Annotated in this window: 10 protein-coding genes; 6 read left to right on the forward strand and 4 right to left on the reverse strand. The window is 71.4% G+C overall.

Annotation, left to right across the window (positions count from 1 at the left end; translation table 11 throughout):
* Nucleotides 1-87: 87 nt before the first annotated feature.
* Together F4553_RS36230 and F4553_RS36235 are read right to left on the reverse strand one after the other, a co-directional pair.
* Nucleotides 88-1,302, reverse strand: coding sequence for a glycosyltransferase (locus tag F4553_RS36230; protein ID WP_184845588.1), 1,215 nt, complete (start codon nt 1,300-1,302; stop codon nt 88-90).
* Nucleotides 1,299-3,353, reverse strand: coding sequence for an HAD-IIIC family phosphatase (locus F4553_RS36235; RefSeq protein ID WP_184845590.1), 2,055 nt, complete (start codon nt 3,351-3,353; stop codon nt 1,299-1,301). The genes F4553_RS36230 and F4553_RS36235 overlap by 4 nt, the downstream gene beginning before the upstream one ends.
* A 144-nt stretch (nt 3,354-3,497) precedes the next feature.
* Between F4553_RS36235 and F4553_RS36240 the strand changes: the two genes are divergently transcribed.
* The 4 genes from F4553_RS36240 (at nt 3,498) to F4553_RS36255 (ending at nt 8,919) form a co-directional block, all read left to right on the forward strand.
* Nucleotides 3,498-3,914: a VOC family protein gene (locus F4553_RS36240; RefSeq protein ID WP_184845592.1), complete on the forward strand. Its 417-nt coding sequence runs from the start codon at nt 3,498-3,500 to the stop codon at nt 3,912-3,914.
* Between the two features lie 170 nt (nt 3,915-4,084).
* Nucleotides 4,085-7,246: a fibronectin type III domain-containing protein gene (locus F4553_RS36245; RefSeq protein WP_184845594.1), complete on the forward strand. Its 3,162-nt coding sequence runs from the start codon at nt 4,085-4,087 to the stop codon at nt 7,244-7,246.
* A 204-nt stretch (nt 7,247-7,450) separates the two neighbouring features.
* Nucleotides 7,451-8,155 (forward strand): ferritin-like domain-containing protein, encoded by a 705-nt coding sequence (locus F4553_RS36250; protein ID WP_184845596.1) that lies wholly within the window; start codon nt 7,451-7,453, stop codon nt 8,153-8,155.
* Nucleotides 8,152-8,919 carry a ferritin-like domain-containing protein gene (locus tag F4553_RS36255; RefSeq protein ID WP_221470621.1) on the forward strand — a complete coding sequence of 256 codons (768 nt, stop codon included), beginning with the start codon at nt 8,152-8,154 and terminating at the stop codon, nt 8,917-8,919. The genes F4553_RS36250 and F4553_RS36255 overlap by 4 nt, the downstream gene beginning before the upstream one ends.
* Nucleotides 8,920-9,071: 152 nt before the next feature.
* Here F4553_RS36255 and F4553_RS36260 read toward each other — a convergent pair whose 3' ends face one another.
* Nucleotides 9,072-9,914, reverse strand: coding sequence for a hypothetical protein (locus F4553_RS36260; RefSeq protein ID WP_184845598.1), 843 nt, complete (start codon nt 9,912-9,914; stop codon nt 9,072-9,074).
* Nucleotides 9,915-9,998: 84 nt separating this feature from the next.
* Here F4553_RS36260 and F4553_RS36265 point away from each other — a divergent pair, with 84 nt between their 5' ends.
* Nucleotides 9,999-11,519, forward strand: a complete 1,521-nt coding sequence (locus tag F4553_RS36265; RefSeq protein WP_184845600.1) for an RNA polymerase sigma factor — start codon at nt 9,999-10,001, stop codon at nt 11,517-11,519.
* Nucleotides 11,520-11,523: 4 nt separating this feature from the next.
* Here F4553_RS36265 and F4553_RS36270 read toward each other — a convergent pair whose 3' ends face one another.
* Nucleotides 11,524-11,868 carry a hypothetical protein gene (locus F4553_RS36270; protein ID WP_184845602.1) on the reverse strand — a complete coding sequence of 115 codons (345 nt, stop codon included), beginning with the start codon at nt 11,866-11,868 and terminating at the stop codon, nt 11,524-11,526.
* Between the two features lie 195 nt (nt 11,869-12,063).
* On the opposite strand from F4553_RS36270, the gene F4553_RS36275 reads away from it, so the two are divergent.
* Nucleotides 12,064-12,393, forward strand: a complete 330-nt coding sequence (locus F4553_RS36275) for a hypothetical protein (RefSeq protein ID WP_184845604.1) — start codon at nt 12,064-12,066, stop codon at nt 12,391-12,393.
* Nucleotides 12,394-12,433: the final 40 nt, after the last annotated feature.

Genomic DNA, 12,433 nt, shown 5'->3' on the forward strand with positions numbered 1-12,433 from the left:
AGGTGTGGTCACGTTTTGCAGCAAAGCGTGGCCTCGCGAAGCGAGATGCCACGTTTTGCTGCAAAACGTGACGAGGGTGGGGCGAGGTCAGAGCAGGGCTTCGAGTTCGGCGGCGACCCGGTGGGCGGACCGGTCGGCGTCGATCGTGGCGCCGAGCCGCGCCGCGCGCCGGGCGTACGCCGGGTCGCCGAGCAGCTGCTTGAGGAGCACCGCCGCCTGCGCCGGGTCCCACTGGGTCGACGGGAGCCACTCGGCCACCCCGAGCCGGCGCAGCCGGGCACCCGTGTCGGGCTGGTCGAAGCTGTGCGCGAGGACGAGCTGCGGCACCCCGGAGACGAGGGCGCGGCCGAGCGTACCGATGCCGCCGTGGTGGATCACCGCCGCGACCCGGGGCATCACCTCTCGGTAGGGCAGGCGCGAGAACCAGTGCACGCCGTCGGGCAACCGCTCGGGCAGCAGCTCCGGAAACGGGCTGACCAGGATCGCCTGCCGCCCGGCGACCTGGCACGCGTGCACCGCCGCCTCGTAGAACTCGTCGAACAGGATCGTGCCGCTGCTGCCCGCGATGAGTACGGGTGCCTGCTCGGCGTCGAGCAGCTCGGCGAGCCCGTCCGGGAAGGCCCCCGACTCGGCGTCACCGGCGAGCACGAAACCGGTCCGCACCACCTCGGCCGGGGTGGCGGTGCCGGAGCGCTCGAACCACTCCGGCCAGAGCCCGAGGTGGCTGTCGGCGGAGCGCAGCCACGCCGACCAGTCGGTGACCGGGCCGAGGCCGAACTCGTCGCGCAGCGCGTTGAGCGGGGCGGCCAGAGCCGTGCGGTGCAGGTATTCGGTGATCGGCAGCAGCAGGTGCTGGGCGGGGGTGAGCGCCACCCAGGCCGCCGGAGCGCCGAGGAACTCCGCGGCGATCAGCGCGGCGAGCCCGGAGGTGTGCCGCCCGACGATGACGGTGCCGCCCTTCTCGAAGCGGTCGGCGGCGGCCCGGATCGCGAAGCGGATGTGCTCGAACCACCCGGTCCGCTCGTAGTGGGCGAGCAGGTCCGGCGGGCTCGGGTTGCCCTGCCGGGCGAGCAGCACGTCGCGGGCGTCGTCGAGGTAGCGGGTGTACTCCGCCTCGGTGTCCAGCGGCACGAACTCCGCGCCCGTCGCCGCCGCCGCGGCGCCGAAGACGGCGTGGCTGATCAGGGTGACGTCGTGGCCGCGTTCGCGGAGCACGGTGGCGAGCTTGAGGAAGGGCAGCACGTCGCCGTTGGTGCCGTGGGTGATCAGGATCATCCGGCTGCGCCGGACCGGCCCGGTCACCGGCGGTCGCCCGTCTCCTCGGCGGCGAGCAGCGCCTCGAGCTCCTCCTCGGAGAGGGCCTCGATCTCGTCGAGCAGGTCGGCGGAGATCGAGGTGTCGAGCTGGTCGAGCTGCAGTGCCAGGATCGCGGCGCTCACCTCGGCGACGGTGAAGGCCGGGGTGAAGAGCAGGTCGACGGGGAGCTCGACGCCGAACGCCTGCCGGGCCCGGGCCATGAACTGCACCACCTGCAGCGACTGGCCGCCGAGGGCGAAGAAGTTGTCCGCCACCGTGGTCGGTGCCTCGCCGAGCAGCTCGGCCCAGAGCGCCATCACCTGAAGCTGCAGCGGCGTGGCCTCGGCGCTCGACGTGGTCGGCCGGACCGGGCCGCCCATCGCGGCGAGGACCGCTTCCGGGGTGCCGAGTTCGGTCGCGATCCAGGCGACGAGCTCGGCGTCGGAGCGCGGGGCCGCCGACCTCGGCGCGTCGGTCAGTGCGGAGGAAGAGGCGTCGACCGGAATGGCCTGCGTGGCCACGACAGGCCTGGCCTGCGCCGCGTCGGCTGCGGCCAGGGTGTAGCCGGTCGGGCCGGGTGCGGCCACCGAGGCGAGGAAGTCGCGGGCGGGCTGGTTGCGGTCGCCCTCGTGGAGGACGAGCTCGACCGTCTCGGCGCCGAGCTGCTCGGCGAGGGTGCCGAGGTGGGCCAGGACGCGGTGCTCGACACCCCGGCCGAGCACGCGGCAGCTCAGCATCAGCGCCTCCACCCGCAGCACGCTTCCGACGAGCCGGTAGCCGATGAGGCCGGTCATGCCGTAGTCGCCGAACCGGTCGGTGACGTGCACGGCGAGCCACGTGGCGGTGGAGTGTGCCAGGTCGGCGGCGGTGGTGCGTACCAGGCTGAGGTTGAACTGGTTGGTGCGCTGGGTGAGCTGCGCGGCGCGCTCGAGCTGGTCGGGGCGCGGCGGGGTGATCTCGACCGCGAGGTCGAGGCCGGCGAGGAAGTCGGCGAGCGACGGCGCGCTCGCCCGCAGCTCGCGGCGGTCGCGTTCGGCCTGGTAGCGGGCGGTGCGCTGGGTGTCCTCGGCGGTGACCCGGGCGATGTCGAGCGGCCAGCAGTGGCGCAGGAAGTCCAGGGCCTCGGCGGCGTCGCCGGGCAGCCGCAGCGTCAGCACCTCGGGCAGCGCGGCGGCGACCTCGGCGCACTCGACCGGGGAGTCGTCGAGGAAGACGAAGCTGTCGAGGCCCAGGTCGAGCTCCGCGGCGAGCGAGGCGATATTCGCCGACTTGGGCAGCCAGTTGATCCGGGTCGCGGTGAGGTGCTCGCGGCGCAGCGGCAGGTCCGGGTGGCGGTCGAGGACCGCGAGCACGTCGGCCTCCGCGTTGCGGCTCGCCAGGCAGATCAGTCGCCCGGCCTGCGCCTGCGCGGCGAGCAGCGCCATGATCGCTCTCCGCTCCGCGCCGATGTGTACGCCGTCAGCCCCCTCCTCACCGACCGCGCCGTCCCACAGCGTGTTGTCGCAGTCGACGACGAGGACCTTCGGCCGGGGCGTGCCGATCGCCTGCCCGGTGCGGTGAAGGGCGGTGCCGAGCGCGGCGAAGTAGGCGGGGGAGTAGGGCACCCCGCCGAGCTGCTCGGCGTAGGCGTCGTGGGGGTCGGGCACCCGGTACCAGCCACCGACCGGCACCGGGTGGATGTTGGGGACATCGGCGACCGCGTCGAGCAGCTCCCGGGCGGCCTGCTCGTCGGCGGTCTGCCGGGCCGGTGACGGCGGGCAGACGGCGAGCAGGACCGGGGTGGCGGCCCGCTGCGCGGCGGCGCGCAGCGCGGCGGCGAGCTCCGACACGGCACCGTCGAGGTCCTCGATCCGGACCAGGACGGCGGCGACGCCGGTGGCGGTGGCGAGGGCGCTGGCGGGGTCGAGGAGCTGCTGGAAGACCTGTCCGAAGGGGGCGAAGACCGGCTCGATCGGCTGGCCGAGGCGGTCGCCCCAGAAGGCGAGCGGGGCTGCGACCGGCTCGGCGGTGAAGGACGCGGCGATCACCCACCGCATCGGCACGGACTCCATCGACATGCGAACCTCCCAGCGCCACAACGGGTTCGGTCACCGGTGACCGTCGGCTACGTTATTGACCGGAAGGCAAATAGTCAAGATTATTAACAGTAACGGGAGAGAATGTGTCCCGATGTCTGAATGGATCGCTGAGGAGCGGATACATTGATCATTAAAATCGACCACATTGGACTTGCAACCATCGATATGGCGAGCGCAGCGGCCTCGCTGGAGCTCCTTTCGATGGTGAAATTCGACGAGGGAATCGCCGAGACCTACGGCGTCGACTGCCAATTCTGGGGCGTCGGTGCCGAACCCGGCGCGGCGGCGATCGAGCTGGTCGCGCCGAACCGTGACGACGCGGCCATCCACGGCCATCTACGCAGGTCGGGCGCCGGGCTCTACCACGTCGCCTTCGAGGTCGACGACATCGACGCGGAGCTGCGGCGGCTGCGCGACGGCGGCGCCACCCCCGTCGACCGCGGCCCGTGTGCGGGCGCCCGGGCGGGGATGCGCGTCTGCTTCGTCTATCTCGGCACGGCGACCGGACTGCTCGTGGAATTGGTTCAATATGACGCTTGATCATGCTATTTCCGAGAAGTAGTCCCACCGGGACTCCGTGACGGGATTGCTTCCCGGAGATGGCGGGCCGCGCTGCGAGTGGTGCAGATTTGGGGGTTGTTCGGCGATCTCGGCGCAATGAGTATCGACACTGCTGCAGCTATCGATATTCATCCAGCGAGAGGACTCCTGTGAGATCTACTCCGCTCTTCCGGCGCGGCCGCGGCGGCCTGCGCCGGGCCCTGGCGATGCTCTGCGGCGCGCTGCTCGTCACACCGCTCGTCGTCGTCCTCACCGGCGCGCAGACCCCGGCCCTCGCGGCCGTCCGGCGGGATGTCCAGGGCATCCAGGCCGGCTGGGTGCTCAACCTGCCCGACTGCAGCTGGACCGACTCGGCGGGCAAGCTCTTCGCCGACACCGAGGTGCAGTCCCGCAGCGGCTGGCTCCGGCTGGACTTCCGCGGCGCGCTCGGCACCTGCTCCAACGGCACGTCGGTGCACGACAAGTACGTCGAGTTCATCAACAACCTCGACCCGGGAATCCAGATCCTCGGACTGCTGACCAGGGAGTTCTTCGGTGGCAACGCGGTCGAGTTCGCCGATCACGCCGCCGCCTTCGCCTGCGACGCGGCCTTCGACCGGGTCGCCGCCTGGGAGATCCTCAACGAGCCCGACCTCGACGACGCCTTCGGCCACCTCGCCTTCGCCGAGTACCTCGGCCGGTCGTCGCGCAAGATCCACGATTGCAGCGCCAATGAGAAGGTGGTCAGCGGCGGTGTGACCGCGCGCTACCCGGTCTCCTACCTCAACGACGTCAGCGCCGACCTCGCCGCGAATCAGGACTTCGGCGGCTGGGCCCGGCTCACCGACGCGGTGCAGGGCATCGGCGTGCACCCCTACGTCGACGCGCTGACCAATCTGGACACCAAGGAGAACAGTCGGCACGCGATGCTCAAGGCGTACCTCGACGCGGTGCAGGGCGCCTTCCCCAACGAGCCGTTCTACATCACCGAATTCGGCTGGCGCGCCCCGGACGACGACGGCGTGCACCAGAACGACGAGGTCACCGACGAGCTCCAGTGCGCCAACCTCATCGACGCGTTCGCCATGCTCGCCAACCGCTACAACCTGGTCGCGGCGACCTGGTTCACGCTCGCGGACTTCGGCGACATCCACCGCAACTACGGGCTGTCGACGATGCCGCCGGAGAACCGCTTCCGCCTGGCCCACCAAGGCTACATCACCGGTGACTGCGGCGGTCCGACGGCCGGCGCCTACAACCCCGAGACCGACGAGCTCCAGTGGCAGACCACCGCGCTCGCTCGGACCGGGCTCGCCGGGGCGGGGCTCGCCGCGGTCAGCTACGAGGTGAAGCTGGCGCCGCAGGGGTCGCCGGTCTACACGATCTTCAAGACGGTGACCGACTCCAAGGTCCAGCTCGGGGCCTTCTACCCGCCGCTCGCGGTGGGCACCTACGTCTGGACCGTCACCAAGATCGTTGACGGCGTACGCTACCCGGCCGCCGACTTCTGGACGCTCAACTTCACCGGCAAGCCCAGCCCGCCCGCCTACGCCAACGTCGGCATCGTCAACGGCACCTCGCTGCGGATCTTCTGGTCCGACACCGCCAACAACGAGTCCGGGTTCGAGATCTCCACCGGCTTCGAGACCCGCACGGCACCGGCGAACACCAGCACCTTCGTCTGGACCGGGCTCACCCCCGGCGTGAAGGAGTGCTTCCGGGTGCGCGCCTACAACGCCTTCGGCGCGTCCTACTGGGCGACCGAGGTCTGCGGCACCCCGCCCACCCCGCCGCTCGCGCCGAGCAACGTCACCGCCACCGTGGTGACCGGCACCAGCGTCCGGGTGAACTGGACCGACAACTCCACCGACGAGGCCGATTTCGAGGTCTCCGACGGCACGACGAGCGTGATCGTGGCACCCAACTCGACGAGCTTCGTCTGGACCGGCATCGCCAACGGCGCCACGAAGTGCTTCCAGGTGCGCTCCCGCAACCTCGGCGGCAACTCCGCCTGGGGCGGCAGCGCCTGCGCCACCACGCCCGCGATCCCGGCGGCGCCGACCGGATCGAGCGCGACGATCATCACCGGCACCAGCGTCAAGGTGAGCTGGACCGACAACTCCGCCACCGAGTACGGGTTCGAGATCTCCAACGGCGTGACCTCCAACGTCGTCGGCGCGAACTCGACCAGCTTCACCTGGACCGGCCTCGCCCAGGGCAGCTACACCTGCTTCCGGGTGCGCTCCTACAACCTGGCCGGATACTCCGCCTGGACCCCGGACGTCTGCGTCACCACGCCGACGATCCCGCTGAACCCCAACGGGCAGACGGCTGTCGCGCTCAACGGCACCAGCGTCAAGGTGAGCTGGGTGGACCGGTCGCCCAACGAGATCGGCTTCGAGATCTCCAACGGCGTCACCTCCAACGTGGTCGGTGCCAACACCACCACCTACACCTGGACCGGGCTCGCCCAGGGCACCTACATGTGCTTCCGGATCCGCGCCTACAACCTCGCCGGATACTCCGCCTGGACGACGCCGGACGCGTGCCTCACCACCCCGGTGATCCCGGCCGCGCCGACCGGACCCGCGGTACTGATCCTGAGCGGGACAGCGGTGACCTTCACCTGGCAGGACCGGTCCGCGAACGAGACCGGATTCGAGCTCTTCAACGGCGTCAGCTACGTCAACGTCGGGCCCAACACCACCGCCTACACCTGGACCGTGGGGATGGGCAGCTACACCTGCTTCTCGGCGAAGGCGTTCAACCTCGCGGGGAAGTCGGCGGCGACGCCCTACGCCTGCGCGACGACACCGACGATCCCGGCCGCCCCGGCGGGCCAGGCGGCGGTGGCGCTGAACGGCACCCAGGTGCAGATCACCTGGCAGGACCGGTCCACCAACGAGACCGGTTTCCAGATCTACAACGGCGTGAGCTACGTCAACGTGGGCGCCAACGTCACCAGCTACATCTGGACCGTGGCGATGGGCAGCTACACCTGCTTCTCGATCAAGGCGGGCAACCTCGCCGGGCAGTCGGCGGCGACGCCCTACGCCTGCGTGACGACGCCGACGATCCCGGCCGCGCCGACCGGGCAGGCGGCGGTGGCGATCAGCACCTCGCAGATCCGGGTCACCTGGCAGGACAGATCGGGCAACGAGACCGGGTTCCAGATCTACGACGGCGTCTCCTACTTCACCGTCCCCGCCAACACGACCACCTTCGTCCGCTCGGGCCTGCCGTCGAAGAAGTACATGTGCTTCTCGATCAGGTCCTACAACCTGGCCGGGCAGTCCTCGGCCACCCCCTACGCCTGCGCCACGACCCTGTAACGGGATCGTGACCAGGTGAAACAGGCGGGGACCCGCGCGACCAGGCGCCGGGTCCCCGCTCTGCCGTACCGTGCCGGAGCCGACGCGCCTGAGGATGGGTGGATTCATCCCTTCGGGGGAGTTTGCCCATCCGCGCCCACCCCCGCCACCGAAGCACCCGTCGAGCGCGCCACCCCGGGCGCGCCGGACGGAAGGTATGCGCAGATGACCTTATTGGTCGATGAGAGGCAGCTCCGGGAGTTGATGGCGAACTCCGGTGACCTGCACGCCGACGCGATGCGCTCCGGTCGGGCCGACCTCACCGCGTTCGTCGAGGCTGCCCGCGCCATGGGCACCGAGACCGACATCATGGCGCTGCAGACCGCCGCGTCGCTGGAGAACCTCGCCGTCGCGACCTACAAGACCGCGCTGACGCTGCCCTTCATCGGCGGCAGCAGCGCCAACAAGGTGGTGCAGGCCTTCTCCACGAAGACGATGGCGCAGCACGTCGAGCACGGGCAGGCGTTCAACAACGCCGTCGTCGCGCTCGGCGGCAAGGCGCAGACGGCGGCGAACCCCAAGTACGCCCCCATCGTCAAGGCGGCCGTCCCGACGATCAAGGGCCCGGGCGACGTCGTCGGGCTCGCGATCACGCTGGAGGACGTCGCGGCGCAGACCTATGTCGCCAACGTCAGCCAGGTCTCCACGCCGGAGCTGCGGCAGCTCTTCGCGTCCGTCGCCGGTGTGGAGGCGCAGCACAAGGCGATCCTCCTCGCCGTACAGGCGCTGTTGAAGGCCGACGCGGCCAAGCTGATCGCCCTGCCTCCGAACGCCGCGGCACTGCCCGCCGCCGCCGGCAGCGTGGGTTTCCCGGACGGGTTCTACCCCGTCGCCAAGGCTTCGCCGGTGCAGGAAGGGGCGGTCAAGTGAGCCGCGACCAGTTGCAGATCTCCGAGGCCCAGCTCTCGGCCATGACCACCGACCTCGACGACCTGCACCGCAGCACCTTCCCGGAGGTGCTGGCGCGGGTCGCCGACTTCGCCTACCGGCCGTCGAGCCGCCGCTCGGTCCTGCTCGGCGCGGGCGGTGTCGCGGTGCTCGGCGCCGTCGCCGCCTGCGGTTCGTCCGACGACACGGCGACGCCGTCCACCTCGTCGGCGGCGAGCCCGACGAAGGCCGCCGGAGCCACCTACGAGGGCGACCTCAAGATCGTGGCGCTCGCGGCGGCGCTGGAGAACCTCGCGGTGACCGCTTACGGCGGCGCGCTGGCCGCGGCCGGCAAGGGGACCCTCGGCACGGTGCCGAAGGCGGTCGCCACCTTCATCCAGGTCGCGATGAAGCAGCACACCGACCACGCCGCGGTCTGGAACAGCGTGCTCACCAAGGCGGGCAAGCCCGCCGTGACGGGTGCGCCGCTCTCGATCACCGCCGACCAGGTCGCCAAGCTCGGCCAGGCGAAATCCGTCGGCGACGTGGCGACGCTCGCGCTGAACCTGGAGAACGCCGCGGCGCAGACATACACCTTCGCCACCGCCAACGTCTCCGACCCGGGCGGCATCTCCGTCGCGTCGACGATCCAGCCGGTGGAGGCGATGCACGCGGCGATCCTGTCGTTCGTGCTCGGCAAGTATCCCGTACCCGACGCGTTCGTCGGGGTCTCGGGCGCGGTCGGCCCGGACGCGCTGACGCTGTAGCGCACCCGATCCGCGGGCGGGAGCCGTTCCCCAGTCGGCTCCCGCCCGATCGCCTCGGCCACGTGGCGCCGGTCCTCGCAACCCGGCACCGCGGCCGGGGCTCGCGGTCGTCGCCGTCGCGGGTGGTCAGGACCCGCGACGGCGACGACCGGTCAGCTGGCGCAGATCGCGTAGACCCGGGTGAACCAGTCCCCGGCATAGCCGTCCACGTCCTCCGAGGTCACCGCCGTGGCGCTGGTCAGCGTCGACGACGGGGTGAGCCCGGTGTAGTGGGCCTGCCCGTCCGGCGAGCTCATCAGGCCGCCGAGCCCGAGCAGCTTCTTCGTGCCGGTGCAGGTGGCGGTGACGGTGTCGCCGGTCGAGTCGGTGACCGCCGTCGCCGACTTGAACTCCAGCCCGGCCGGTGTGTCGGCGCAGACGCCGTAGCTGTAGAAGCTCCAGTTGCCCGCGTAGCCGTCCTGGTCCTCATAGGCCGTGGCGGTCGTCGTGTACATCTCCGACGACGCGATCATGTCGTCGAGGAAGACCTCGCCACCGCCGTTGACGATGCGCGCACCGGTGCTGATCAGCTTCCGTTCGCCGGTCCCGCCGCAGATCGCCGTCGCCGACTTGCTCGCCGACGAGCTGGACGCCACCGAGAAGCCGATGTACTCGACCCCGGTCAATCCGGCCGAGCAGATCGCGTAGGCCTGCACCCGCCAGTTCGGCGTGAAGGTGCCGTGCTCGGCCGCGGTCACCGTGAACTGGTCGGTGTTGCCGAGCGGCTGCAGCCGGGTGAGGTGCACCTGGGCGCCGCCGCCCGTGATCGAGCCGCCGCCGCCGATCACCCGGGTGTTGTTGGGGCAGGTGGCGGTGGAGGACTTCTCCGCCACCGAGTCGTTCGCGCTGGCGGTGCCGCTGACGTAGACCGGGTTCACCGCGGCCGAGGCGGGCGCCGGGATCAGTACGCCGAGCCCCGCCACCATCGTGACGGCGAGCGCGAGACGTCGTTTCATCGTGTTCTCCTCTCACAGGGGATCTGTGTCGGCTAGGAGCACCGGGCTTCGCCGGGGACAACACTTTTATTTACTGTGGCGAATGTGGATGACGCGGCGGTTGCGGTCGGCCTGGCGGCGGGGGACCCCGGGGCGCTCGACGAGGCCTATCGCCGGTACGCCTCCCGGCTCACCGCCTACGCCGTGACGATCGTGGGGGACCGGCAGAGCGCTGCGGACGTCGTACACGACACGTTCGTCCTCGCCACCGAGCACGCCGCGGGGCTGCGCGACCCGGACCGGCTGCGGTCCTGGCTCTACGCCATCGCCCGCAGCGTGGGCCTGCGCGTGCTGCGCCAGCGGGCCCGGGTGCGCGTCGTCGACGCCGTCGCCGAGGCGGCCGCCGAACTGCCCGACCCGGCGGCGACGCTGCACGCCGCGACCACGGTCGAGCTGGTCTGGGCGGTCTACGGCGGGCTCGCGGCCGCCGACCAGGAGATGATCGAGCTCTCGGTGCGGCACGCGCTCGGCTCGGCCGAGATCGCGGCGGCCCTGGGGATCTCGGTGAAGCACGCCAACGCGCGGCTCTCCCGGGCTCGGGCGAGCTTCCGCGACGCGCTCGGTGCGCTGCTGGTGGCCCGGGCTCCCGGCGGCTGCGGGGAGCTCGCGGCGCTGCTCGGCGGGTGGGACGGCGCGCTCACCCCGCTGCTGCGCAAGCGGCTGCACCGGCACATCGAGGGCTGCGCCGTCTGCGCCGCCGAACGAGCGGACCGGATGGACCCGAGCGACCTGCTCCCGGCATACGCCGCGCTGCCCTTCGCCGCGCTGATCACGGGTGCGACCGGGCATCCGGCCACGGGAGTGACCGATCCTCCCACCGCGGCGGTGGCCGAGTCGCCGGGCGGGGTCGGGGCCCTGCACGGCCGGCGTCGCGGGCGGGAGGCGGGGCGCGTCGGCGGTCCGAGACCGAGCCGCCCGGCGGTGCCCGGCGACCACCGGACGGTGGAGATCCGCTGGGATCCGGCGACCGGATTTCCGCACCTCGCCGCGGCGTCTCGGCGGCGCCGGGTCTGGGCCGTCGCGGTCGCGGTGCTGCTGATCGCGGCGTGTTCCGGACTGGCTCCGGCGGTCTTCGGCGACCCCGCGTCACCGGTCACCGCGCCGCAGCCGACCGGCGGCACGCTGCCGATGGGCGAGGGCTCGTCGGAGCCGGGCCTGGCGGCACCGTCGTCCGCGCCGTCCGGACCGGCCCCGTCGCCGTCGGCGCGCCGGGTGACGCCGTCGCCGAGGCGGCCGTCCCCGTCCGGTGCACCGCGGTCGGCCTCGCCGCCGCCGGTGGGCACCGATGTCACCGCCGACCTCTCCTGCACCGCGGCGAACACGTTTCGGCTGGTGGCGCGGCTGCACGTCGACACCGCGCTCGCCTCGGCGACCCTGCGGTGGCGGTCGGTGCAGGCGATCACCCGACGCGCGACGATGACCGTCTCCGCGTCGGGTGATCAGGCGGTCGGCACCGGCACCGGTCCGGGCTCGACCCTGCGGATCACGTGGTGGATCACGGCGGTCGCGACCGACGGCCGGACGGTTCGCACCGCCGAGACCGTGGTCGACAACCCGTGCGCCTGAGGGATTACTGCCAGGGTCCGCTGCGGCAGATGAAGGAGCTCTGGTCGCTGTAGACGGTCGTGCCGCCGCTGACATAGCTGTAGCTCGCCCGGACCTGCTTGCCGATGCTGGAGTAGGGGCAGGAGGCGAACAGGGTGGAGCCGGCGGTGGTGAAGGTGCCGACGCTGCCACCCCACCAGGTGATCGACCAGGTGGTCGTCCCGGTGCTGTCGGCGTCGCAGAGGAACTGCGAGGCACCGGACTCGCAGTAGGGCGCGGGCGCGTTCGCCATGGCCGGACTGGCCGCGACGGTGGTCAGCCCGAGAGTGATCACGGCGGCGGCGATCACGGCCTTGAGGGCAGTACGCATGGGATCCTCCTGTTGCGTAGTGCGTCGATGACGTTCGGTGATCGCAGCCTAACCAGGAAATAGGTATTTACAAATGCCATGATGTGCCGGACCGTCCTAACGAGCCGGACCCGGGCGACGGCTCACCCTCCACAGAGGAGTATCGGCTGCGTCACGTTCGCTGCGCCCGTCACCGATCGGCGGTATGGTCGTTCGGTGACCATCGCCGCCCCGACGAACCGCTTGCGGTGGCTGGCTCGCCTGCCCACCCGCATGCTCGCCGGCTGGCTGCTGGTCGCGGTCCTGATGGGCGGCGGCGAGACCGCCGCGACTGAGACTCCGCTGCAGGTCACCGCCTCGGCGACGACGATCGCCACCACCACGGCGCGGCCACCGCTGGCCGAGACCGTGCGCGTGCTCAACACCGAGCTCGCACAGGCCGGCCCGGTCACCGAGGCCGCCGTCGTGGTCTGGCGCCCGGCCGATCGGCCGCGAAGCGCGACCCTCCCCGGCGGTCTGGTCCAGCGGGGCCCGCCGCGCGGCTGACGCGTCGGCTCAATCGCTCCCCGAGCGCGATGCGCGGCCA

Source organism: Allocatelliglobosispora scoriae (genome assembly GCF_014204945.1).
Taxonomy (GTDB): Bacteria; Actinomycetota; Actinomycetes; order Mycobacteriales; family Micromonosporaceae; genus Allocatelliglobosispora; species Allocatelliglobosispora scoriae.

Coding starts and splice junctions, on each gene's coding strand:
- F4553_RS36235 (WP_184845590.1), bottom strand. CDS start 3,353: ATGTCGATGGAGTCCGTGCCGATGCGGTGGGTGATCGCCGCGTCCTTC.
- F4553_RS36250 (WP_184845596.1), top strand. CDS start 7,451: ATGACCTTATTGGTCGATGAGAGGCAGCTCCGGGAGTTGATGGCGAAC.
- F4553_RS36260 (WP_184845598.1), bottom strand. CDS start 9,914: ATGAAACGACGTCTCGCGCTCGCCGTCACGATGGTGGCGGGGCTCGGC.
- F4553_RS36270 (WP_184845602.1), bottom strand. CDS start 11,868: ATGCGTACTGCCCTCAAGGCCGTGATCGCCGCCGCCGTGATCACTCTC.